At 60.9% G+C, this 21,837-nt stretch carries 22 protein-coding genes and 3 pseudogenes; 17 read left to right on the plus strand and 8 right to left on the minus strand.

The genetic code is table 11. The features are described 5' to 3' along the window. Window positions 1–180 precede the first annotated feature (180 nt). Window positions 181–950 (plus strand): annotated as a pseudogene (locus M0746_RS09130) (helix-turn-helix domain-containing protein). Window positions 951–1,125: 175 nt separating this feature from the next. On the opposite strand, the pseudogene M0746_RS09135 reads toward M0746_RS09130, so the two are convergent. After that, window positions 1,126–1,721 (minus strand): annotated as a pseudogene (locus tag M0746_RS09135) (LysE family translocator). Between the two features lie 55 nt (window positions 1,722–1,776). Continuing rightward, window positions 1,777–2,564: pseudogene (locus tag M0746_RS09140) on the minus strand (AraC family transcriptional regulator). On the opposite strand from M0746_RS09140, the gene M0746_RS29185 reads away from it, so the two are divergent. Then, window positions 2,445–2,732 (plus strand): hypothetical protein, encoded by a 288-nt coding sequence (locus M0746_RS29185; protein ID WP_258451538.1) that lies wholly within the window; start codon window positions 2,445–2,447, stop codon window positions 2,730–2,732. The pseudogene M0746_RS09140 and the gene M0746_RS29185 overlap by 120 nt on opposite strands. 13 nt (window positions 2,733–2,745) lie before the next feature. Here M0746_RS29185 and M0746_RS09150 read toward each other — a convergent pair whose 3' ends face one another. Then, complete coding sequence (locus tag M0746_RS09150; protein WP_258448887.1) at window positions 2,746–4,002, minus strand: MFS transporter; 1,257 nt, start codon at window positions 4,000–4,002, stop codon at window positions 2,746–2,748. A gap of 146 nt (window positions 4,003–4,148) precedes the next feature. Here M0746_RS09150 and M0746_RS09155 point away from each other — a divergent pair, with 146 nt between their 5' ends. The 9 genes from M0746_RS09155 (at window position 4,149) to catA (ending at window position 12,033) form a co-directional block, all read left to right on the plus strand. Beyond that, window positions 4,149–4,604 (plus strand): winged helix-turn-helix transcriptional regulator, encoded by a 456-nt coding sequence (locus tag M0746_RS09155; protein WP_258448888.1) that lies wholly within the window; start codon window positions 4,149–4,151, stop codon window positions 4,602–4,604. Between the two features lie 136 nt (window positions 4,605–4,740). After that, window positions 4,741–5,697: an AraC family transcriptional regulator gene (locus tag M0746_RS09160; protein ID WP_258448889.1), complete on the plus strand. Its 957-nt coding sequence runs from the start codon at window positions 4,741–4,743 to the stop codon at window positions 5,695–5,697. Window positions 5,698–5,836: 139 nt separating this feature from the next. Continuing rightward, window positions 5,837–7,192: a benzoate 1,2-dioxygenase large subunit gene (gene benA, locus M0746_RS09165; protein ID WP_258448890.1), complete on the plus strand. Its 1,356-nt coding sequence runs from the start codon at window positions 5,837–5,839 to the stop codon at window positions 7,190–7,192. Then, a complete protein-coding gene (benB, locus tag M0746_RS09170) occupies window positions 7,192–7,680 on the plus strand; it encodes a benzoate 1,2-dioxygenase small subunit (protein WP_258448891.1) in 489 nt (162 codons plus the stop codon). Before benA ends, benB begins: the two co-directional genes overlap by 1 nt. A gap of 20 nt (window positions 7,681–7,700) precedes the next feature. Beyond that, entirely contained in the window at window positions 7,701–8,714 is a 1,014-nt protein-coding gene (gene benC, locus M0746_RS09175; protein ID WP_258448892.1) for a benzoate 1,2-dioxygenase electron transfer component BenC, read from the plus strand. Window positions 8,715–8,734: 20 nt separating this feature from the next. Continuing rightward, entirely contained in the window at window positions 8,735–9,493 is a 759-nt protein-coding gene (locus M0746_RS09180) for a 1,6-dihydroxycyclohexa-2,4-diene-1-carboxylate dehydrogenase (protein ID WP_258448893.1), read from the plus strand. Between the two features lie 23 nt (window positions 9,494–9,516). After that, the gene (locus M0746_RS09185) at window positions 9,517–10,638 is read left to right on the plus strand and encodes a muconate cycloisomerase family protein (protein WP_258448894.1); all 1,122 of its coding nucleotides are present in this window, start codon (window positions 9,517–9,519) and stop codon (window positions 10,636–10,638) included. A 14-nt stretch (window positions 10,639–10,652) separates the two neighbouring features. Then, entirely contained in the window at window positions 10,653–10,943 is a 291-nt protein-coding gene (catC, locus tag M0746_RS09190) for a muconolactone Delta-isomerase (protein ID WP_258448895.1), read from the plus strand. Window positions 10,944–11,112: 169 nt separating this feature from the next. Beyond that, a complete protein-coding gene (gene catA, locus M0746_RS09195; RefSeq protein ID WP_258448896.1) occupies window positions 11,113–12,033 on the plus strand; it encodes a catechol 1,2-dioxygenase in 921 nt (306 codons plus the stop codon). A 61-nt stretch (window positions 12,034–12,094) separates the two neighbouring features. Here the strand turns inward: catA and M0746_RS09200 are convergent, their stop codons facing one another. The 4 genes from M0746_RS09200 to M0746_RS09215 form a co-directional block, all read right to left on the minus strand. Further along, window positions 12,095–14,479: a DUF3772 domain-containing protein gene (locus M0746_RS09200; RefSeq protein WP_258448897.1), complete on the minus strand. Its 2,385-nt coding sequence runs from the start codon at window positions 14,477–14,479 to the stop codon at window positions 12,095–12,097. A 93-nt stretch (window positions 14,480–14,572) separates the two neighbouring features. Then, window positions 14,573–15,016, minus strand: coding sequence for a DUF6130 family protein (locus M0746_RS09205; RefSeq protein ID WP_342454859.1), 444 nt, complete (start codon window positions 15,014–15,016; stop codon window positions 14,573–14,575). A gap of 138 nt (window positions 15,017–15,154) precedes the next feature. Further along, on the minus strand, window positions 15,155–15,403 hold the full coding sequence (locus tag M0746_RS09210; protein ID WP_258448898.1) for a hypothetical protein: 249 nt from the start codon (window positions 15,401–15,403) through the stop codon (window positions 15,155–15,157). A 116-nt stretch (window positions 15,404–15,519) separates the two neighbouring features. Continuing rightward, on the minus strand, window positions 15,520–16,404 hold the full coding sequence (locus tag M0746_RS09215) for a LysR substrate-binding domain-containing protein (RefSeq protein ID WP_258448899.1): 885 nt from the start codon (window positions 16,402–16,404) through the stop codon (window positions 15,520–15,522). Between the two features lie 155 nt (window positions 16,405–16,559). On the opposite strand from M0746_RS09215, the gene M0746_RS09220 reads away from it, so the two are divergent. The 5 genes from M0746_RS09220 to M0746_RS09240 all read left to right on the plus strand — a co-directional run bounded on the left by M0746_RS09220 (window position 16,560) and on the right by M0746_RS09240 (window position 20,870). After that, entirely contained in the window at window positions 16,560–16,985 is a 426-nt protein-coding gene (locus M0746_RS09220) for a VOC family protein (RefSeq protein WP_258448900.1), read from the plus strand. A gap of 110 nt (window positions 16,986–17,095) precedes the next feature. Then, window positions 17,096–18,373 (plus strand): cation:dicarboxylate symporter family transporter, encoded by a 1,278-nt coding sequence (locus M0746_RS09225; protein ID WP_258448901.1) that lies wholly within the window; start codon window positions 17,096–17,098, stop codon window positions 18,371–18,373. Between the two features lie 102 nt (window positions 18,374–18,475). Beyond that, window positions 18,476–19,579: an alkene reductase gene (locus M0746_RS09230; protein ID WP_258448902.1), complete on the plus strand. Its 1,104-nt coding sequence runs from the start codon at window positions 18,476–18,478 to the stop codon at window positions 19,577–19,579. Window positions 19,580–19,644: 65 nt separating this feature from the next. Then, on the plus strand, window positions 19,645–20,025 hold the full coding sequence (locus M0746_RS09235) for a nuclear transport factor 2 family protein (protein ID WP_258448903.1): 381 nt from the start codon (window positions 19,645–19,647) through the stop codon (window positions 20,023–20,025). Window positions 20,026–20,153: 128 nt separating this feature from the next. Further along, window positions 20,154–20,870 carry an SAM-dependent methyltransferase gene (locus M0746_RS09240; protein WP_258448904.1) on the plus strand — a complete coding sequence of 239 codons (717 nt, stop codon included), beginning with the start codon at window positions 20,154–20,156 and terminating at the stop codon, window positions 20,868–20,870. 3 nt (window positions 20,871–20,873) lie between these two features. Here the strand turns inward: M0746_RS09240 and M0746_RS09245 are convergent, their stop codons facing one another. Next, window positions 20,874–21,035 (minus strand): DUF2986 domain-containing protein, encoded by a 162-nt coding sequence (locus M0746_RS09245; protein ID WP_208940853.1) that lies wholly within the window; start codon window positions 21,033–21,035, stop codon window positions 20,874–20,876. A gap of 254 nt (window positions 21,036–21,289) precedes the next feature. Between M0746_RS09245 and M0746_RS09250 the strand changes: the two genes are divergently transcribed. Further along, window positions 21,290–21,775, plus strand: a complete 486-nt coding sequence (locus tag M0746_RS09250; protein WP_258448905.1) for an RcnB family protein — start codon at window positions 21,290–21,292, stop codon at window positions 21,773–21,775. Window positions 21,776–21,837: the final 62 nt, after the last annotated feature.

The following is a 21,837-nucleotide window of genomic DNA, read 5'->3' on the forward strand; positions in this document are numbered from 1 at the left end:
CCTGACTCTGCTCTCATCGACGCAGCAGCGATTGATGTTTTAACGCGGCAGCGATGACGAATTCAGCACAATGGCGCTGCTGGAACGCCATGCTCGACAGGCTTCGGATGATGTTGCAATCTGCACGCGATCGCCGCAGATCGGGTGCCTGGCCGATCCCCGAACCGAGGACTCTCTTTGATGCACAGCGCGCTTTCGATCCTCGCCCAGGGCGGCAACCGCCAGCGCCCGCAGACCCTCGAAGAACTGGTGGCGAGCGCCGCGCTGCTGCTACCGATGCTCGACGTGATCCCCAACGCGGCGATTTTCATCAAGGATCTGCAAGCGCGATATGTCCTCGCCAACCGCACGCTGGTGCAGCGCTGCGGCTTGAAGGATTTGCGCCCGTTGCTCGGCAAGACCAGCGCGCAGGTGTTTCCGGCGCAACTGGGGCCGGGCTATACCGAGCAGGATCGCAAAGTGCTGGAGCAAGGGGGGTGCTGGAAGATCAGCTCGAACTGCATCTGTACGGCAGTCGCGAACCCGGCTGGTGCCTGACGCACAAACAGCCGCTGTACAACCGTGACGCAGAGATCATCGGCCTGGTCGGGATTTCCGTGGACCTGCAATCGGCGAGCGAAACCCACCCGGCGTTCGAGCGATTGGCGGCGGTCGACGAACACATCCGCGCGCATTTCAATCGTCGGGTCACTCTCAGTGAGCTGACCCGAATCGCCGGCATTTCAGTCGCGCAACTGGAACGCTATTGCAAACGCGTATTCCATCTGACGCCCCGGCAGATGATCCAGAAAGTACGCCTGGAACATGCACACCGTTTGCTCCACAGCGACCTGCCGATCACCGAGGTGGCGCTGCAATGCGGCTACACCGACCACAGCGCCTTCACCCGCCAGTTCAAGGCCTCGACCGGGTTCACCCCGCGCGAGTATCGGCAGGCGACAGGCAATTAGCATTGCGCCCCGATCTTGCTGATCGTTCCCACGCTCCCGCGTGGGAATGCAGCCCGTGACGCTCTGCGTCACTGGACGCGGAGCGTCCCCGGAGTCATTCCCACGCAGAGCGTGGGAACGATCATCAAACGCGCGGAGTAATTGCCACGCAGAGCGTGGGAACGATCATCCGACCTCACAGCAACACCGCCAGCCACGCCGAAATCAGCAGCAAAAGCGCCAGCGCGGCATTCATGCGCTTGTACGCCTGCGCCGAGCCGAACAACCGCGCGCTGCCCACGCCGAGCAGCGCCCAGAAGGTCATGCACGGCAGGGACACCAGCAGAAAGGCCAGCGACAGCATCAGCAGGCGCAAGGTCTTGTCGCCGCCGCCGACGAACACGCTGACCACCGCCACGGCCATCATCCATACCTTGGGATTGACCAGTTGCAGCAGCGCCGCGCCGTAGACGCTGATGCCGGAGTCTTGTTGCTGAGCAGGGTCCAGTGACGGCGGCGGGCTGCGGAAAATCTGCCAGGCCAGCCAGCTCAGCCAGAGCACGCCGCCCCAGGCCATGGCGTGCTGCACCAGCGGATAACGCAACAGTGTTTCGCCGGCGCCGAGCCCTACCACCAGCACAATCAGCGCCGCTCGCTGCAGGCGCCGAAGATGATCGGCAGCGTGGCGAGCAGTCCCTGTCGAGAACTGTGGCTGAGCACCAGAATATTGGTCGGGCCGGGCGTGATCGATGCCACGAAAGCGAACAGCAGAAAGGGCAGTATTGAAGCCATGATGTGCGGGTCCTGAAAATCAAAACAGGCCTGCATGATCGCCAGTCGGCGCGCCTCAGTCTGGAAGGTTTGAGCAGCGCTTGCGGTAGTCCGCCGGGGTCAATTGGTAGGCGCGGCGGAACCAGCGGCCCAGATGACTCTGATCGGCAAACCCCAGCACACAGGCGACCTCGGCCGGCGTCTCGCCGCGCGCCAGCAACTGCCGCGCCTTGGCCAGGCGCAACTGGATCAGATAGGCATGCGGGGCCAGGCCGAAAGCAGCCTTGAACGCGCGGCTCAGGCGAAACCGGTCGACCCCGCAAATCTTCGCCAGATCATCCAGGCCGATGTCTTCATAGGCATGCGCGTGCAGATAATCCCGCGCGACCTGCGCCACCAGCGGCAGGCGCGGATCAATCGGCTGACGCTTGCGCCAGTCGAGGTGGCGGGTCAGCGAGCCGAGCAGCCCGTCGATGGCGGTCTGGCGGACGATGCGCAAATCGCCGTCGTGCAGGGCATGAAAGGCCTGAACAATCGCAGTGGCCAAGCGCGGGTCATGGCTCAGCGTATCGGCGAATCCCGGCTGACTGTTCGACGGTGCGTCTTCATAAAGGGCATGCACTTCGCGCTCGAGCCAGTGCGGGTCGAGGTACAGCATCGAATAGGTGAAACCGTCCTCGGTCGGCGCATGCCCGTCATGAATTTCCCCGGTTCCAGCAAAAACACCTGGCCAGGCGTACTGCGATGGCGCATTCGCCGGCAATTGAATTGCTGCACGCCTTGCTCGGTGACGCCGACCAGAAAACTGTCGTGCCAGTGCGGGTCGTAGGCATGCCCTTCAAAGTGCGCGCGAATCGACTCGATGCCAGTTTCGACATCTTGGGACAGCTCGATCCAGTTGCGTTTTTCCACGAGGCCTCCAGGGTTCGATTGGGCAACATGCGGCCGGATAAAATACCGCGCAATGGGCGCGGGCGTTTAGAAGATTTGTGCACAAAAGGGCCGCGCAGCCTTCAAGACGCTGTTGATTGAGGAACAACGCGTGTCAATCGCGGACGACCATCAGCACTAGCCAGTACACCAACGCCGCGGCGCTGATCGCCGCCCCCAACAGGCAGACGCCAACCCATCCAAAGTGCGCATACGTGTAAGTGGCGGCAATCGCACCGAGGCCACTGCCGACCGAGTAGAAACACATATAGGCGCCCACCAGACGGCTCTGCGCATCCGGGCGAGCCGCGAAAACCAGGCTTTGGTTGGTGACATGCACCGCTTGTACGGCGAAGTCGAGCAGCACCACACCGACGACCATGGCCAGCAATGAGCTTTCGACAAATGCCGTGGGCAGCCATGACAGGGTCAACAACGCCAGAGCGATGCCGGTGGTGCGATTGCCGCGTCCCCGGTCCGCCAGGCGGCCCGCCCGCGCCGCTGCCAGCGCACCGGCCACACCGGCGAGGCCGAACAGGCCGATCTGCGTGTGCGTCAGCGACAGCGGCGGCGCGCTCAATGGCAGTACCATCGACGTCCACAGCACGCTGAAGGCGGCGAAGATCAGCAGGGCGAAGGTGCCTCTGACCCGCAGCGTGCGCTCGGTCAGGTACAGCTGGAACATCGACCGCAGCAACTGCCCGTAACTGCCTTTGGCCGGCGAGGCTGCGGAGGCGGGCAGGGTGCGCCACAGCACCAGCGCCATGCCGATCATCAGCGTTGCCGAGACAAAATACACGCCGCGCCAACCGGCCAGATCGGCGACCACACCCGAAACGAAGCGCGCCAGCAGAATGCCCAGCACCACGCCACTCGTCACCGTGCCGACCACTTCGCCGCGCTGTTGCGGGCTGGCCAGCGCGGCCGCGTAAGCCACGACCACCTGCACCACCACCGCCATCAGGCCCACCAGCACCATGGCACCGAGCAACATGCCCCAGTTTCCGGCGAGTCCCACCGCACACAAGGCCAGGGCCGATATCAGCATTTGCGTAACGATGAGTTTTTTGCGATTGAGCAGGTCACCCAGTGGCACGATGCACAACAAGCCGACGGCATAGCCCGCCTGAGTCGCGGTGACAACGCTGCCGATCGTGCCCGGCGCAACGGCCAGGCTCGACGCCATCGACTCCAGCAATGGCTGGGCGAAATACACGTTGGCCACGGCCATGGCGCAGGTGATTGCGAAGAGCAGGGTTTGATAGCGGCTGAGGGTCGAGGTGCCACCAGACGGCGAAGTCTGCGAACGCGCAGCGGCCAGTTTTTCAGCTTCGACGCCAATGTTTACCGGGGCATGGGCTTCGTAAGGCATCAGTCCTTCCTTGGGGATTTGGTTTCAAAAGAAAACCGATGCGTTGATTTTTAGCGATGTCGGTTGTTAAATGCAACCACCTTGTGCAGAGCGTTTTCGTCTGCCGTCAGAACCTTTTTCAGCTTGTTGCCTTCCCTTGGAGATTCATGGCCAGACAGACGTTATTGGCACAAAGCGAATGCCCGGTCGCCCGGACACTGGAGGCCATTGGCGATCGCTGGGTGCTGATGATCATCCGCGACGCGTTCGACGACGTGCGCCGCTTCAGCGAATTCCAGAAACGCCTGGGGCTGGCGAAAAACATCCTTACGGTGAAACTGAAAATGCTCGTCGAACTGGGCGTGCTGCAGATGCAGCCAGCCGCCGATGGCAGCGCCTACAAGGAATATGTCCTGACCGACATGGGCCGCGCAGTGTTTCCGATCGTGGTCAGCCTGCGGCAGTGGGGCGAGCGCTTTCTGTTCAGCGAAGGCGAGAGCCATTCGGTGCTGCTCGACAACGATTCAGACCAACCGGTGGAGACCATCGCTGTGCGCTCTACGTCGGGCAAGGTGCTGACACCCGCCGACTGCCATCGTCGGGTGGTCACGCGTAAAGGCTGATCTGCAAGATCAAATAGTGTTCGATTAACGGTCCGCCCGACCTTGGTCCAATTGCCGGTTTCGCATCGCCAGCGTACTGTGGCGAATAATGCCTCAGGCCGTGAAGCACAATAACGACAAGCACGAGCACCGCCCCGTGGACAGCCATCTGCTGAGTGATCGCAGTAGCGTGTTCCGTCACGCTGACCCTTATGCCGTCTCCGACTACGTCAATCAGCATGTCGGCCAGCATCTGATCGGCCTGTCCAGAACCGCTCATCCGCAAGCCAGCCTCAACCATCGCAAACTCGCCGATCTCGATCTGGCGCGCATCAGCTATGGCGGCAGCGTGCGCGTTACCTCGCTGGCGCTCGAGACCGTTTATCACCTGCAAGTGCTGCTGCAAGGCAATTGCCTGTGGCGCGCTCACCAGCGCGAGCAGCATCTGGTGCCGGGCGAGTTGCTGTTGATCAACCCCGACGACCCGGTTGACCTGACCTACTCGCACGACTGCGAGAAGTTCATTCTCAAGGTGCCGGTCAGCGTGCTCGAATCGGTGTGCGACGCGCAGCGCTGGCTGCGGCCGTCGGGCGGGATCCGGTTTTTGCGCAATCATTATCGGCTCGATGAACTGGAAGGCTTCACCAGCCTGCTGGCCATGCTCTGTCAGGAGGCCGAGGCCAGCGATCCGTTGCTGCGGGTCCAGGAGCATTACGCGCAGATTGTCGGCAGCAAGCTGATCTCGCTGATGAACACCAACGTCAGCCGTGAATGCCTGAGTGCGCCGAGCGTCAGTTTCGAGCGCATCGTCGATTACATTGAACGCAATCTGAAACTGGATTTGCCCGCCGAACATCTCGCCGCCCAGTCGAGCATGAGCCCGCGATCGCTTTACAGTCTGTTCGAGCGCCAACTCGGCGTGACGCCGATGCAATACATCCGCCAGCGCAAGCTTGCGCGCATTCACGCCTGCCTCAGCGACCCGAGCTGCCCGGTGCGCAACCTCACCGAACTGGCGCTGGATTACGGCTTCCTGCACCTGGGGCGCTTCGCCGAAAGCTATCGTCAACAGTTCGGCGAACTGCCGTCGCAAACCTTCAAACGCCGTCGCTGAAACCTCCTCGCAATACTTCGAATCATCTGCCGCGCGGTCCTGCACAAAACGGATAGCGCTGTGCAGGATTCGGCTATTACCCCGCGCATCGCCTCCCTAATCTGACCTGGCCTGAACAATAACAATGGAGGCCGCGGCCATGTCCCTGGGATTCGATTACCTCAATGCCATGCTTGAAGAAGACAAAGACAAAGGTGTCTACCGCTGCAAGCGGGAGATGTTCACCGACCCGCGCCTGTTCGAACTGGAAATGGCGCACGTCTTCGAAGGCAACTGGATCTACCTCGCCCACGAAAGCCAGATCCCCAACAACAACGACTACCTGACCACCACCATGGGGCGCCAGCCGATTTTCATCGCGCGCAACAAGGACGGTGTGCTCAATGCTTTTCTCAATGCCTGCAGCCATCGCGGTGCGATGTTGTGCCGGCACAAGTCCGGCAACCGTTCCAGCTATACCTGCCCGTTCCACGGCTGGACCTTCAACAACAGCGGCAAGCTGCTCAAGGTCAAAGACCCGAGCGAGGCCGGCTATCCGCAGAGCTTCAATTGCGAAGGCTCCCATGACCTGACCCGGGTCGCGCGATTCGAGTCCTATCGTGGCTTTCTGTTCGGCAGCCTGAATGCCGAGGTGAAGACCCTTGCCGAGCATCTGGGCGAGTCGGCAAAGATCATCGACATGATCGTCGACCAGTCGCCGCAAGGCCTGGAAGTGCTGCGCGGCTCCAGCTCCTATATCTACGAAGGCAACTGGAAACTCACCGCCGAAAACGGTGCCGACGGATATCACGTCAGCTCCGTGCACTGGAACTACGCCGCCACCCAGAGTCAGCGCCAGCAGCGTGAAGCCGGGGAGGCGATCAAGACCATGAGCGCGGGCAACTGGGCGAAGAAGGGCGGTGGCTTCTACGCCTTCGATCACGGCCACCTGCTGCTCTGGACACGTTGGGCCAATCCCGAAGACCGTCCGGCTTATGAACGCCGCGACGAACTTGCGCGGGATTTCGGCCAGGCTCGCGCCGACTGGATGATCGAAAACTCGCGCAACCTGTGCCTGTACCCCAACGTGTACCTGATGGATCAGTTCAGCTCCCAGATCCGCATCGCCCGGCCGATCTCGGTCGACAAGACCGAAATCACCATCTATTGCATCGCCCCTAAAGGCGAGAGCGCCGAAGCGCGGGCCAAACGCATTCGCCAGTACGAAGATTTCTTCAACGTCAGCGGCATGGCCACGCCGGATGACCTTGAAGAATTCCGCTCATGCCAGACTGGTTATGGCGCCGGGCGCGGCTGGAACGACATGTCCCGGGGCGCGATGCACTGGGTCGAAGGCGCCGACGCCGCCGCCAAGGAAATCGACCTCAAACCGTTGCTCTCCGGCATGCGCACCGAGGACGAAGGCCTGTTCGTGCTGCAACACAAGTACTGGCAGGAAACGCTGCTCAAGGCAGCCGCCGCCGAGCCACAGCGAATTCCCGTGGAGGCTGTGTGATGAGCAGTCTTTACGACACCGTACGCGATTTTCTCTACCGCGAAGCGCGCTATCTGGATGATGGTCAGTGGGATCAATGGCTTGAGCTGTACGCCGCCGACGCGAGCTTCTGGATGCCGGCCTGGGACGACAACGACAGCTTGACCGAGGACCCGCAAAGCGAGATCTCGCTGATCTGGTACGGCAACCGCGGCGGCCTCGAAGACCGCGTGTTCCGGATCAAGACCGAGCGCTCCAGCGCGACCCTGCCGGACACCCGTACCTCGCACAACCTGAGCAACATCGAGATCCTCAAGCACAGCGCAGACCAATGCCAGGTGCGCTTCAACTGGCACACCCTGAGCTTTCGCTATCAGGTCACCGACAGCTATTTCGGCAGCAGTTTCTACACCCTCGACCTGCGCGGCGAACAGCCGCTGATCAGGGCCAAGAAAGTCGTGCTGAAAAACGATTACGTCCGTCAGGTCATCGACATTTACCACATCTAGTCGACACGACGAGGTGCACCATGAATTTCCAGATTGCGCTTAATTTTGATGACGGCGTCACCCGTTTCATCGAGGCCGGCAGCCATGAAACCGTGGCCGATGCTGCCTATCGCCAAGGCATCAACATCCCGCTGGATTGCCGCGACGGCGCCTGCGGCACCTGCAAGTGTTTCGCCGAGGCCGGGCGTTACGACATGGGCGACAACTTCATTGAAGACGCCTTGAGTGACGACGAACTGGCCCAGGGTTATGTGCTGACGTGTCAGATGCGCGCCGCGAGCGATTGCGTCGTCCGCGTGCCGGTCGGCTCCCAGGTGTGCAAGACCGAACAGGCCAGTTTCCAGGCCTCGATCAGCGCGGTCCGGCAGTTGTCCGAAAGCACCATCGCCTTGTCGGTCAAAGGCGAGGCCCTGAACAAACTGGCATTTCTGCCAGGGCAGTACGTCAATCTGCAAGTGCCCGGCAGCGAGCAGTCGCGCGCCTATTCGTTCAGCTCACTGCAGAAGGACGGCGAGGTCAGTTTCCTCATTCGCAACGTGCCGGGCGGCCTGATGAGCAGTTTCCTCACCGGGCTGGCGAAGGCCGGCGACAACCTGAGGCTGGCGGGTCCGCTGGGCAGTTTTTACCTGCGTGAAATCCAGCGGCCCCTGCTGTTGCTCGCCGGCGGCACCGGTCTGGCGCCGTTCACCGCCATGCTGGAAAAAATTGCCGAGCAGGGCAGTGCGCATCCACTGCATCTGATTTACGGCGTCACCAATGATCTGGATCTGGTCGAACTCGATCGGCTCGAAGCCTTCGCCGCGCGCATCGCCCATTTCAGCTACAGCGCCTGCGTCGCCAACCCGCAGAGCGCGCATCCGCTCAAGGGCTACGTCACCCAGCATATCGAGCCGCGCCACCTCAATGACGGCAATGTCGACGTGTACCTGTGCGGCCCGCCGCCGATGGTCGAAGCGGTCAGCCAATACATTCGTGAACAGGGCATCACGCCAGCGAATTTCTACTACGAAAAGTTTGCCGCTGCGGTGGCCTGACGCGCTGCTCTGGAGTTGTCATGAACAGATTTTTCAACAAGGTCGCGCTGGTCACCGGCGCGGCGCAGGGTATCGGTCGGCGTGTGTGCGAACGGCTGTTACGCGAAGGTGCGCAAGTGGTCGCGGTGGATCGCTCCGAACTGGTGTTCGAGCTGCAAGGCGAGGGCGTACTCGCGCTCACCGCAGACCTTGAGCAATACGCCGATTGCGCTCGGGTCATGGCTGAAGCGGTCAAGACGTTCGGCCGTCTCGACGTGCTGATCAACAACGTCGGCGGCACGATCTGGGCCAAGCCGTTCGAGCACTACGAAGTCCAACAGATCGAAGCCGAAGTACGTCGCTCGCTGTTCCCGACGCTGTGGTGCTGCCACGCCGCGCTGCCGTACATGCTCAAGCAAGGACGCGGCGCGATCGTCAACGTCTCATCGATTGCCACCCGCAGCGTCAATCGCGTGCCGTATGGCGCGGCCAAGGGCGGCATCAACGCCCTCACCGCGTGCCTCGCGTTCGAAAATGCCGAGCGCGGCATTCGCGTCAACGCCACCGCACCGGGCGGTACCGAAGCACCGCCCCGGCGAATCCCGCGCAACAGCGACGAACAGTCGGCGCAGGAGCAGGCCTGGTACCAGGAAATCGTCGCGCAGACCCTCGACAGCAGCCTGATGAAACGTTATGGCACGCTCGACGAACAGGTCGGCGCGATCCTCTTTCTCGCCTCCGACGAAGCCTCATACATCACCGGCGTGACCCTGCCGGTGGGTGGCGGCGACCTCGGTTGAGCACTCTTGCAAGGAATCCGAACATGCAGCGAATCCTGATTGAAAGCCTGCAGACGATCATCGTCGATCTGCCGACCATTCGCCCGCACAAACTGGCGATGCACACCCTGCAGAAACAGACCCTGGTGATCCTGCGCTTGCGTTGCAGCGACGGCATCGACGGCCTCGGCGAGGCCACCACGATCGGCGGCCTCGCCTATGGCTACGAAAGCCCGGAAAGCATAAAGGCCAACATCGACGCACATCTGGCGCCGGCGCTGGTGGGCATGGACGCGAGCAATATCAATGCGGCGATGCAGCGACTGGACAAGCTCGCCAAGGGCAACACGTTCGCCAAGTCCGGTATCGAAAGCGCACTGCTCGATGCCCAGGGCAAGCGCCTCGGTCTACCGGTCAGCGAACTGCTCGGCGGGCGCGTGCGTGACAGCCTCGAAGTGGCCTGGACGCTGGCAAGTGGCGACACCGCCCGCGACATTGCCGAAGCCGAGCAGATGCTCGAAGCGCGGCGCCACCGCATCTTCAAACTGAAGATCGGTGCCAACCCGCTGGAGCAGGATCTCAAACACGTCGTTGCGATCAAGAAAGCCTTGGGCGAGCGCGCCAGTGTGCGCGTCGACGTTAATCAGTACTGGGATGAATCCCAAGCGATTCGCGGCTGTCAGGTACTCGGTGACAATGGTATCGACCTGATCGAACAGCCTGTTTCGCGCGTTAACCGCTCCGGGCAGATTCGCCTCAACCAGCGCAGCCCGGTACCGATCATGGCCGATGAGTCGATCGAAAGCGTCGAGGATGCGTTCAGCCTCGCCGCCGAAGGGGCTACCAGTGTTTTTGCCCTGAAAATCGCCAAGAACGGCGGCCCGCGCGCCGTGCTCAGAACCGCGCAGATCGCCGAAGCCGCCGGCATCGCGCTGTATGGCGGCACCATGCTCGAGGGCTCGATCGGCACGCTGGCCTCAGCGCACGCTTTCCTCACGCTCCGGCAATTGACCTGGGACACCGAACTGTTCGGGCCGTTGCTGCTGACCGAAGACATCGTCAGCGAAGCGCCGCAGTACCGCGACTTTCACCTGCACATCCCGCGCACGCCAGGCCTTGGCCTGACGCTGGATGAAGAGCGTCTGGCGCATTTTCGCCGCCACTGATCAGGAGTTTCAGCATGCTGTTCCACGTAAAAATGACCGTGAACTTGCCCCGCGACATGGACCCGGCCCTGGCCACCCGCCTCAAGTCCGACGAGAAGGAACTCGCCCAACGGCTGCAACGCGACGGCCTGTGGCGACACCTGTGGCGCATCGCCGGGCATTACGCCAACTACAGCGTATTCGACGTGCCCAGCGTCGAGGCCCTGCACGACACGCTGATGCGCCTGCCGCTGTTTCCCTACATGGACATCGAGATCGATGGCCTGTGCCGGCATCCGTCGTCGGTCCACAGCGACGACCGCTAATTCTGAGCTCGCCGCATTTCCATTGTGGGAGCGAGCCTGTTCGCGAAAGCGATCGGTCATCCAGCATCAATATCGACTGATCCACCGCATTCGCGAGCAGGCTCGCTCCCACAGGAAAAGCGGGATGACTGATAGAACTGCGCCAAACAACAAGATGAGGTAACCCACCATGACCGTGAAAATTGCCCACACCGCCGAGCTGCAAGCGTTCTTCAGAGAAGCTGCCGGTTTTGCCAGCGACGAGGGGGATTCGCGCCTGAAAAGCATCGTCCTGCGCATTCTCCAGGACAGCGCGAAAATCATCGAAGACCTCGCCATCAGCGATAACGAATTCTGGAAGGCCGTCGACTACCTCAATCGTCTCGGTGGGCGTTCGGAGGCCGGACTGCTGGTCGCCGGTCTCGGCCTGGAACATTTTCTCGACCTGTTGCAGGACGCCAGGGATGCCCAGGCCGGTTTGACCGGCGGTACGCCCCGCACCATCGAAGGTCCACTGTATGTGGCCGGCGCGCCGTTGTGCGAAGGCGAATGCCGCATGGACGATGGCAGCGAGGAGGGCGTCGCCACGGTGATGCTGTTGCAGGGTCAGGTGTTCGATCCCCACGGCCAGCCACTCGCTGGCGCCACGGTTGACCTGTGGCACGCCAACACCAAAGGCACTTATTCGTTTTTCGACCCGAGCCAGTCCGACTACAACCTGCGCCGGCGCATCATCACCGACAGCCAGGGCCGCTACCGCGCGCGCAGTATCGTGCCGTCGGGTTACGGTTGCGATCCGCAAGGACCGACTCAGGAATGCCTGAACCAGCTCGGCCGTCACGGCCAGCGTCCAGCCCATGTGCACTTTTTCATCAGCGCGCCGGGGCATCGGCACCTGACCACGCAGATCAACCTGTCCGGGGACAAATATTTGTGGGATGACTTCGCCTATGCGACCCGTGAAGGCCTGGTGGGCGAGGTGGTGTTCCATGAAGACGCAGCATCGGGGCGTTATGCCGAGCTGACCTTTGATTTCCAGCTGCAGCAGGCGCCGGACGTCAGCGCTGAACAACGCAGTCAGCGACCGCGGGCGTTACAGACGGCCGAATGATCGCGCGTGCGTAATACTCACGCTGGCCCTGCGTCCTGCGCAGCGCCGGGGTGAGCAGCGGCTAGCTGGTCGCTGGCGGTTTCGCCAGCGCAATGCCCGCCGCGCCCAGTCGCTTCAAGATTTCGAATAGCAAATCACTCTTGGTCACCCCGACAATCCTTGGGCTGGCCACATACCCGGTCACCGTCAGGGTAATCCCGTCCGGCGACAGCTTGCTGAAGCGCACGAACGGCGCCGGTTTATCCAGCAGGGTTTCGTTTTCGCGGTAGGTATCCAGCAGCAGCTCTTTGACTTGCTCAGGGTCGATGTCCAGCGGGAACATCAGCTCCAGCGACGCCACGCCTTGCGCGCTGCCGCCCAGGGTGACGTTGCGCAGGTTCTGCGAAATCAATTGCGAGTTGGGCACGATGACGATCGAGCGGTCGCTGAGCTGGATTTCCGTGGCGCGCACGTTGATCCGGCGGATGTCGCCTTCGACGCCGCTGATGCTGATCAGGTCGCCGACCTTCACCGGCCGCTCCGTCAGCAGAATCAGCCCGGAAACGAAGTTCTTCACGATCTCCTGCAAACCGAAACCGATGCCCACCGACAAGGCGCTGACGATCCACGCCAGATTGGTCCACTGCACGCCCAGCGACGACAGGGTCAGCAGAATCACCAGCGCGTAACCAATATTGGAAAACAACGTACTCAGCGAGGCGCACATGCCGGGGTCCATCTCGGTCTTGGGCAGGAACTCGTGGTCCAGCCAGCGGCTGAGGGTGCGAATCAGCCAGATCCCGATGATCAAGGCCAGTACGGCATTGAGCAGGTGCGCGGGGACGATGTTCAACTTGCGCAACCCGGCGCCGCCGAGGATGACCATGATGTTGCTCAGCAACTGCCCGAGCGTGGTGCCGATGCCGCCGACGAACAGGCTGATCACTGCCAGCAGCATCAGCGCGGCACGGCTGAAGCCCGACAGCAGGGTCGATATCTGATCGAGGCGCCGATCGCCGATGCCGAGTAACTGCTTGAGCGCCTTGCCGCTGGCATGCCTGGCGGAAAACACATGCTCGCACACGTCCTTGACCAGTTGAATCAGCAGGTAGAAACCGGACAAGACAATGAAGGCCCAGACCAGCTGATAACTGATGAACCGCGCCAGCGACACGTAACCCGCGAGCAAGGCCAGCGCCGAGACCACCATCGAAACGCTGGCGACCGTGTAGATGATCCCGGCGAACGTGCTGTTGGCCGCCGCCGCGTCATTGGCTGCGACCAGCGCCTTGCGCACCTTGCCGACGCGCACCAGCAAGGTCAGCACGATCGCCAGCACCACCATGGCAATGATCCCGCGCCCGGTGATCACGATCTGGCTGCTCATGCCGGTGGCGTTGCTGACCTGTACCAGCGTGACCAGCACCAGCAATGTGCAGGACAGAACCCGCGGGTAGGGCTTGAGTGCCTGCGCCACCGGATCGGCAATTGCTGGCAGGCGCCATGAAGGATGTTCGGTCGACAGTAGCGCGCGGCTCAGACCGGTAATCAGCACGCAGGCATACACAACCTTTTCAAACTCTTCGGAGAAGGTTTGCAGCACTGGCGATAACGGCTGATGCCGGGTGCAGGCATAAAACAGAATTTGCAGGGCGATGGCGGTGGTGGCGATGGTCGCCAGCGCCGAAGCGAAGGCCAGTGCGCTGCGCCGCAACCGGCCCTCGGGGACGCGATGAATGCACAGCCAGGTCAGGCCGCGTTCGGCGAGCCGGCGTCCCAACGTCCAGACAATGAACGCCAACACCACCAGCATGCTGGTGTAAAAGCGCTCGCCGGGCACCCACACGCTGTTCCAGGAAATACGCACTTGATCGACGAAAAAATGCCAACGCTGACGATCATCCGCACCGGGATTGAGCAGCGGCGACCAAAAGCCTGGATTCAGCACGCTGTGAGTACCCAGCGTCAGTTCGCTTTCCAGTAGCGAACGGCGGATGCCGGCAATCTGGGTGATCAGGTCCGCGGCGTTCTGCTTCAGCGCGGCGAGGCTTTTCAAGGTGCTGTCGAGCCTGGCTTTCTGCGTCGTCAGCGTCGCTCGCTGGGCAATGATGTCGGCTTGTTCGGCGGCGACGTCGGTATCCGGCGCGGCGCCGAGCACGCTCAGTTGCACCGCCAGTTGCGCCTGCTGCGGCAACAGCGCAGCTGACAATCGATCGATATCCAGAATGAACGCCTGCACCCGATCCTGCGGACCTTCGAGCTGGTTGTAGTTGTTCGCCGCAGAGATCTGCTGCTTGAGCCCGTCGAGGCGTTGCTGCAGAGCTTGCAGATCACTTTGCGCGATCACTGGCAACGGCGCCGTGGCACTCGGCGCCGGCGCTGGCAAATCTTCTGCCCACAGCGCAAGGCTGCTGCTACCGAGCAGGGTGAGGGTGACCAACAACATCCATTTCAAGGTGTCGCGCATGGCGGGACGGCTCGCATCGACCGGACAGTCTATGAGGGTAGGTGATCAACCCGAGCGCGGAGAAAAAGTTTGCGCGCCGGCCGTAGACGTCGCTCAGGGCTGTTTGGCGGGCACGACGAAATTCACCGTCGTGCTGGTCAGCACGGTGTGCGTCGGATCGGCGATTTCCAGCAATACTTTGTGCGATCCCGGCGTCAGGCCGACCAGAATGATCGGGTCTTCACTGGTGTGGGCCCAGGTGCCTTGCCAGTCATCCACGGTGACGTGCAGATGCCCCAGTCGCGGCGACACCGGTACCGCCGCTTTGCCGAACACCGGCATGATCCGTGTGTGCTCGGTGCGGTATTGAATGATCACCACGCCACGGGCCAGCGGCTCGGCGAGCGGCGGGTAGGCAATCAGCATTGGCGCGGCTTCGGAAGCCAGCGGGAGCAGGGCGGGTGGCTGCTGCGGGTCGACCCCGGTTTGCGCGTGGGCGCTCATCGCGAGCAGTAACGAAGCCGTCGGGGCGAGCAGACATCGGATAGCGAGGGACATGGTTTGTTTGCTCCCGCATGAGGTCACTCAAGGTTAGTTGAGCGCAGGCGGTTGCGCTCAGTATTCAGTAAGCCAGGACGCAAAAAGCCCGACGGCGAGGTCGGGCTTTTCTTCAGTGACCGCAGTGAAACGCGGCATTCAGACGGCGCGGCGTTCGATCAGACGGTCAGAACCGCCTTCGGCTACGGCGTCGCTGAACAGCGGGTCGGTTTCAGTGGCGGCGACGGCATCGCTGAACAGTGGATCGGTTTGCGTCGCGGCAGCGGTGCGTTGTTCCAGCAAACGGTCGGAACCACCTTCGGCAACCAGCGGCTGCGCAGGGGGAGCGGCGAAAGCGTTCAGTGCGAAGAGCGAGAAAGCGATGCTGAGAAGGGCCTGGCGTTTCATGATGGTGTGCTCCATTGGGTAGTGGTTGGGTCTGGAGCCGATCTTACGCCGCAGCACTGATAAGAGAACTTCATTGAATTAATGGTTGTTATTGATGCAGTTAATGATGCGGCCGATCAAGCCTGCGCGCCGCCGGGTTTGAGCTGAGTGCTGATCAACTCGGCGAGGACACGCACAGGCTCGGTGAAGGTCTCGCGTGCTCGGTGGACGAGGCCGATATCGCGGTGAAAACTGTGCGGCCCTAGGTCGAAAGCACGGACGCCGGCAGGCCATTCGAAGTCGGGCGAGGTCTGCGGCACCAGCGCTACGCCGACGCCGTTTTCGACCAGTTTGATGATCGCCTCCAGTTCGTCCAGCTCACAGACTTCGCGCGGGTTGAAATGCATCTGGCGCAAAAAGCGGTCGACCTGTCTGCCGCCAAAAGAGGAGCGGTCATAGCGGATGAACGGCTGGCTGTTCAGCAATTGCGTCCAGTCATCGCCCGCAACGTCGCGGGGCACGATCAGCCGATACGGCTCAAGGGCCAGGGTGGTCCAGCGCAAATCGCTCTGCAGCGAGAAGGGCGGGCGAATGACCACGGCCATGTCGATCTCGCCGGTGTCCACCAGATTGACCAGTTCCATCGACAGGCCCGGAATCACCCGGGTTCGGCAATACGGGCATCGTTGGTGAAAACGCGCCAGCGCATCCGGCAGATAGGAACGCTGCACCGAAGCAATCGCGCCGATGTTGACCAGCACGCTGGGCGGCAGACCCACGGCCGTCGAACCCAGGTTGTCGTAGAGCCTGAGCAAGTCCTGCGCTTGCAGCAGGATCTGCTGGCCCATCTTGTTCAGGTGCGCCGTGCGTCCTTTTCGGTCGAAGATTTCGAAGCCGAGTTCGGCTTCAAGACGCTGCATCTGCGCGCTGACGGCGGCCTGGGTAAGGCCGATGCGATTCCCGGCGGCGGCGAAAGTGCCTTCACGGGCAACGGCAATGAGTGTTTTCAGTTCTTTGATCATTCACAAATATTAGTTGTGAATCTGAGAAATATATATTGATTTTTATGTTGGGTTTTTCGTCCTAGGATGTTTTTCATCCCGACGTCGGCTGCACCGAAAGCGCCGATATCGATAAGACCTGTTCGCCCACCAACAAGAACGATATTGGAGTCCTGATGAATCTCTCGCCTTTTCACCTCGCTATCCCTGTTTATGACCTGGCTGCGGCGCGCACTTTTTACGGTGAAGTCTTTGGCCTTGAAGAAGGACGCTCGAGCACTCAATGGGTCGACTTCAACTTTTACGGCCATCAACTGGTGATTCACGAACATCCGAAAACCGCCTCTCAGGAGAGCGTACACAGCAACCCGGTTGACGGCCATGACGTGCCGGTGCCGCACTTCGGCATCATTCTCGGCTGGCAACAATGGGAGGCACTGGCAGAACGTCTGAAGTCGTTCGGCACGCAGTTCGTGATCGAACCGTACATCCGCTTTCAGGGCCAGGTCGGTGAACAAGCCACCATGTTTCTCTTCGATCCTTGCGGCAACGCGCTGGAATTCAAGGCGTTCAAGGACATGAGCCAGCTCTTCGCCAAGTAACAACCGCCATGGCACAACAGCGTTGTGCCATTTCTCAAAGTGAGCTGGATGCTCATGACTCTAGCAACTGCCCTTCGCGCAGAGCGTTCATTCCAACAAGAAGGCTAGACATGAAACGTATTCCCCTGGTGTGGCAAATCGTTGCCGGGCTGTTGCTTGGCGTGCTCGTCGGTTGGTATTTCAATACCCATCCGCAGTATCAAACCTGGGTCAGCGCGGAGATCCTCAAGCCCCTCGGCGACATCTTTATCAAGATGATGAAGATGGTGGTCGTGCCGATTGTGTTCTGTTGCATGATTCTGGGGATTGCCGGCGGTGGCGATAACAAATCGTTCGGTCGCATGGGCGCCAAGTCGCTGGGCTATTTTTTCGCGATCACCGCGCTGGCGATCGTCATCGGACTGTGTTTCGCCAACCTGTTCGAACCGGGTGCAGGCACCGATATTTCCGGCATTTCGCACAACGCCGCCGCGATCAAACTGGAGCCGTCCAAAGGTGCTCTGGTGATCGTGCAGAACATCGTTCCGGACAATGTGCTGGTGGCCATGTCGGAAGCGAAGTTGCTCTCGGTGTTGTTCTTCGCGGTGTTGTTCGGCCTGGCGTTGAATGCACTGCCCAAAGACAAGAGTGCACCCGCCATCGCTTTGGTGCAGAGCATTTCCGATGCGATGTTCAAGGTGGTTTCCATTGTCATGGCCTACGCGCCGATTGGTGTGTTCGGCATGATCGGCGCGACCGTCGCAACGTTTGGTTTTGCCTCTCTGTTGCCGTTGCTCAAGTTGATCGGTGTGGTCTATGTGGCGTTGATTGTCTTTGCCCTGTTGATACTCGGCGGGATCTGCTACTTGATCGGCGAAAACATTTTCAAGTTGATTGGTTACTTCCGCAATGAACTGATCCTGGCATTTTCCAGTGCCGCGTCGGCGGCGGTCATGCCGCAGTTGATGAGTCGACTTGAGCAGTACGGTGTACCGCGGCGGATCGTCAGTTTCGTGGTGCCGGTGGGTTATGCGTTCAACCTCGATGGCGCATCGATTTTCCTTGGTGTCGCGACGATTTTTGTCGCGCAGTTGTATGCCATCGACCTGTCGCTGTCGCAGCAGATATTGCTGGTGGTGACGATGGTGCTGACGTCCAAGGGCGCGGCGGGCGTACCGGGGTTCGCCATCATCATTCTTTCCGCGACGCTGGCGTCGGCCGGCCTCCCATTGGAAGGCGTGGCGCTGATCGCGGGGATTTTCCGGATCATCGACAGCGGTACCACGACGCTGAACGTACTCGGCAATGCCATCGCGCCGCTGGTGATTGCCAAGTGGGAAAAAATCGCGCTGCAACCGGGGGCCGTCGAGGCAAGTGTGAAACACGAGGCGCCGCTGCACTGCCACTGAAAGTCCACTCAACGGACGCTTGTAACAAGCAACCGCCCGCTGGCTCAGGGGCGTTTTTTTAACACTGGTTGCTAGACGACCAGTCTAATGTTTGGAGGTCAAATGATTGATCACGCCGCTGACACCGACCTTTTTTCACCCGTAACCCTGGGCGCGCTGCACTTGGCCAATCGCATCGTCATGGCCCCACTGACGCGCAGCCGAATGGCCGACGACGGCGTGCCCAACGACCTGCATGCAACCTATTACGCCCAGCGCGCCACGGCCGGATTGATCATTGCCGAGGCGACGAATATTTCTGCGCAGGGCCGCGGTTATGCAATGACACCGGGTATCTGGAATCAGGAGCAGGTAGTTGGCTGGAGAAAGGTCACCGATGCGGTGCACGCCGCCGGCGGCAAGATCGTCTGCCAGTTGTGGCACGTCGGGCGGTTTTCCAGTATCGAGTTGCAGCCGGACGGCCAGGCACCTGTGGCACCTTCGGCGATCAAGGCTGAGGGCAGCACCTACACAGAAAAAGGCTTCGTCGACGTGTCGATGCCGCGTGCACTTGAAACAGCGGAGATTGCCGGGATCATCGAGCAATACCAACGTGCCGCGCAGAACGCCAAACAGGCCGGTTTCGATGGCGTGGAAGTGCATTCGGCCAACAGCTATCTGCTCGACCAGTTTCTGCGAGATTCGACCAATCAGCGCAGCGATCAGTACGGCGGCAGCATCGAAAACCGTACGCGCCTGACCCTGGAAGTCACCCGCGCGGTGATTGATGTCTGGGGCAGCGACCGCGTCGGCATCCGCCTGTCGCCGGTTACCCCTGATGCCGGTAACACGCCGCCCGACAGCCATGTCATGGCGACTTACGGCTATCTCATCCAGCAGCTCAATCCGTTGAATCTGGCCTACCTGCATTTCGTCGAAGGAGCGACAGCCACGTCGCGCAGCGTGCCGGAAGGCGTTGATCTGGATGCGCTGAGTGCGCAATTCGACGGCCCGTTCATTGGTAACAACAACTACGACCTGCCAATGGCTCTCGAACGACGCGCGCAAGGCCGCATCGATGCGGTGGCGTTCGGCCGCTTGTTCATCGCCAACCCCGACCTGGTCGAGCGCCTGCGTCGCGGTACCCAACTGACCATCGCGCCCCGTGAAAGCTATTACGGCGGCGGCGCCAAAGGTTACATCGACTGGCCCACCGCCAGCGCCTGATCACCAGCCGTTGCCGCGCCAACGTTGGCTTGCGGCAGCTTTTCACTCAAAACAGGAACCCCACCATGACAACTCCAACTTACGTGCAGGAATACAACGCGATCGTCGCCGTCCTCAACCAGTACAACGAAGGCGGCGCGAAGGCTGACAGCACGCTGATGAAACCGGCATTTAATCCGCAAGCAACGATGTTTGGTGTCGACGGCGAGCGCCTGGTCGGCGGCGCGATACAGAATCTCTACGACGTGATCGACACGTCCTTTCGCCCATCGCCCGAAGCTCAGGCGGCGATCGTGCGGATCGATATCGTCGGTACTGCCGCCAGCGCGCGCGTCGATACCGACAACGTCTCGGGTTTCCGTTTCACCGACTTTTTCAATCTGCTGAAAGTGGAAGGGCAGTGGACGATTGTCAGCAAGATCTACCACACCCATTCAGGCGCTTGATCGAGCAGGGTCGAATAACGAAAAATCCACATCCCTGCATTCCCGAGAGGAATGCAGGGCATGAACACAATGAATTTTTCTTATCCGAAACGCCGGCGTACCGTTGCTCCAAACCAAGGAGCAACGCCATGAGCCAATTCTCGGCCAGTCCCGCCGGAAAATTCGACACCTCTCGTGCCAATGAATACGCAAGACAATCGCGCATTGCCCTGGCCGGGTACGATGCCTGCCATGACCTCTCGGCCTGCATGCTGGCGGCCAGCCTTGGTGCAGACAGTGCGGCAACTGTGCTGGTGGTGGGCGCTGGCGGGACGGCGCAGGAGATCATTGCGATGGCGGCGCTGGAGCCGGAGTGGCGTTTTATCGCGGTAGATCCGTCCGAGCCGATGCTCGATACCGCGGTGCAGCATTTGCAGGCCCATGATTTGCTGGATAGAACGCAAATACACTTGGGCCATGTTGCAGATCTGCCTGCCGATGCCTCATTCGACGCGGCAACCCTGATCGGCGTGCTTCATCATCTCAACGGTGATCAACCCAAGCGCGACATTCTGCGCGCGATCCAGACCCGGCTGAAGCCAGGTGCGCCGCTGATCGTCGCCGGCAATCACTACGCTTACGCCAGCCAGCCGTTATTGCTCCAGGCCTGGGCGCAACACTGGCGGCAGCAGGGCGCCAGTGCTGACGAGGTGCAGGCCAAACTGGGCAAGATTCTCCAAGGCGCTGATCCGCCGCATTCCGAAGCCGCCGTCCAGGCGTTGCTGAGCGAGGCCGGGTTTGGCACGGCGACGCGGTTTTTCAGCAGCCTGTTCTGGGGGGCGTGGCTTGCGAGTAAAGCGTCCTGAGCGTCAGGCAACGCTCTCGCCGCTTTCCACCGGCTCAGCGCCTTCAGCGGCCAGTTTCAAGCGATCAGCCTTGCTGATGTACTTGGGTTTTTTCGGCGCCAGTTTGGCACTGGCCTTCCTGGCCTTTTCCTTGAACAGTTGCTTGAGTTTCTTTTGGCGATTCATGGGGCTTACTCGGCGGTCAAGTTGGGTGTCGACTGGGCATCGCGTTGGACAGATGCGCGGTTGGCGGTCGAAAAGGCGCGAATCCTGACCCAAGCGCCGGGCCAAGGCAATGCCAATTTGTTGAAGGAACAGTGAAGCCTCGCACAGTCTGTAGCGTAGCCGCCTGGTTTACCGATGGTCAGCGCGGCGAAATAAACTAAGCTGAAGCTCAATGCTCAGATCACATTGATGCATCCCGCCATGAAGGAGTACCCATGATCAGCTCTCGTAAATGGATTGCCACGGCGTCTTCCCTTGCACTGGTTTTCGCTTCTGCGGTGGCTTCAGCCGACCCCGGAAACGGCAAAGGCCAGGGGAACGGCAAAGGCAATCCGCAGAACACGCAGGATCACGGTAAACAGAAAGGCCAGGGCAATCAGGGTGGGCAAGGCAAGCAGGGAGGCCAGGGCAATCAAGGCCACGGGGGCGGTCCGAGTATTGATCGCGGCAACATTCTCGGGATCGTGGGCGGTTATCGCGATTACTGGAGCCCCGGGCCGGCGCTGCCGCCGGGCATTCAGAAAAATCTGGCGCGGGGCAAGCCGCTTCCACCGGGTATTGCGAAGAGACTGGACAATCGCCTGCTGGGGCACTTGCCGCATTACGACGGCTACGAATGGCAGCAGGTGGGGACGGATCTGATTCTTGTCGCGCTAGCGACCGGTTTGATTTACGAAATCGTCAATGGCGCTTTCGATTAAGCAGCGCAGCCAATAAAACCGCGCGTTGGCAGCGGCAGGTTTAACCTGCTACTGCTTCCGCG

Origin of the sequence: Pseudomonas sp. S11P7 (assembly GCF_023195435.1) — a bacterium.
GTDB lineage: Bacteria > Pseudomonadota > Gammaproteobacteria > Pseudomonadales > Pseudomonadaceae > Aquipseudomonas > Aquipseudomonas fluorescens_G.

Bases quoted from the DNA above. Each gene is read 5' to 3' on its own strand.
- M0746_RS29185 (WP_258451538.1), top strand. From the start codon at position 2,445: ATGGCGCATTCGCCGGCAATTGAATTGCTGCACGCCTTGCTCGGTGAC.
- M0746_RS09150 (WP_258448887.1), bottom strand. From the start codon at position 4,002: ATGCCTTACGAAGCCCATGCCCCGGTAAACATTGGCGTCGAAGCTGAA.
- M0746_RS09155 (WP_258448888.1), top strand. From the start codon at position 4,149: ATGGCCAGACAGACGTTATTGGCACAAAGCGAATGCCCGGTCGCCCGG.
- benA (WP_258448890.1), top strand. From the start codon at position 5,837: ATGTCCCTGGGATTCGATTACCTCAATGCCATGCTTGAAGAAGACAAA.
- benB (WP_258448891.1), top strand. From the start codon at position 7,192: ATGAGCAGTCTTTACGACACCGTACGCGATTTTCTCTACCGCGAAGCG.
- benC (WP_258448892.1), top strand. From the start codon at position 7,701: ATGAATTTCCAGATTGCGCTTAATTTTGATGACGGCGTCACCCGTTTC.
- M0746_RS09180 (WP_258448893.1), top strand. From the start codon at position 8,735: ATGAACAGATTTTTCAACAAGGTCGCGCTGGTCACCGGCGCGGCGCAG.
- M0746_RS09185 (WP_258448894.1), top strand. From the start codon at position 9,517: ATGCAGCGAATCCTGATTGAAAGCCTGCAGACGATCATCGTCGATCTG.
- catC (WP_258448895.1), top strand. From the start codon at position 10,653: ATGCTGTTCCACGTAAAAATGACCGTGAACTTGCCCCGCGACATGGAC.
- catA (WP_258448896.1), top strand. From the start codon at position 11,113: ATGACCGTGAAAATTGCCCACACCGCCGAGCTGCAAGCGTTCTTCAGA.
- M0746_RS09200 (WP_258448897.1), bottom strand. From the start codon at position 14,479: ATGCGCGACACCTTGAAATGGATGTTGTTGGTCACCCTCACCCTGCTC.
- M0746_RS09205 (WP_342454859.1), bottom strand. From the start codon at position 15,016: ATGTCCCTCGCTATCCGATGTCTGCTCGCCCCGACGGCTTCGTTACTG.
- M0746_RS09210 (WP_258448898.1), bottom strand. From the start codon at position 15,403: ATGAAACGCCAGGCCCTTCTCAGCATCGCTTTCTCGCTCTTCGCACTG.
- M0746_RS09215 (WP_258448899.1), bottom strand. From the start codon at position 16,404: ATGATCAAAGAACTGAAAACACTCATTGCCGTTGCCCGTGAAGGCACT.
- M0746_RS09220 (WP_258448900.1), top strand. From the start codon at position 16,560: ATGAATCTCTCGCCTTTTCACCTCGCTATCCCTGTTTATGACCTGGCT.
- M0746_RS09225 (WP_258448901.1), top strand. From the start codon at position 17,096: ATGAAACGTATTCCCCTGGTGTGGCAAATCGTTGCCGGGCTGTTGCTT.
- M0746_RS09230 (WP_258448902.1), top strand. From the start codon at position 18,476: ATGATTGATCACGCCGCTGACACCGACCTTTTTTCACCCGTAACCCTG.
- M0746_RS09235 (WP_258448903.1), top strand. From the start codon at position 19,645: ATGACAACTCCAACTTACGTGCAGGAATACAACGCGATCGTCGCCGTC.
- M0746_RS09240 (WP_258448904.1), top strand. From the start codon at position 20,154: ATGAGCCAATTCTCGGCCAGTCCCGCCGGAAAATTCGACACCTCTCGT.
- M0746_RS09245 (WP_208940853.1), bottom strand. From the start codon at position 21,035: ATGAATCGCCAAAAGAAACTCAAGCAACTGTTCAAGGAAAAGGCCAGG.
- M0746_RS09250 (WP_258448905.1), top strand. From the start codon at position 21,290: ATGATCAGCTCTCGTAAATGGATTGCCACGGCGTCTTCCCTTGCACTG.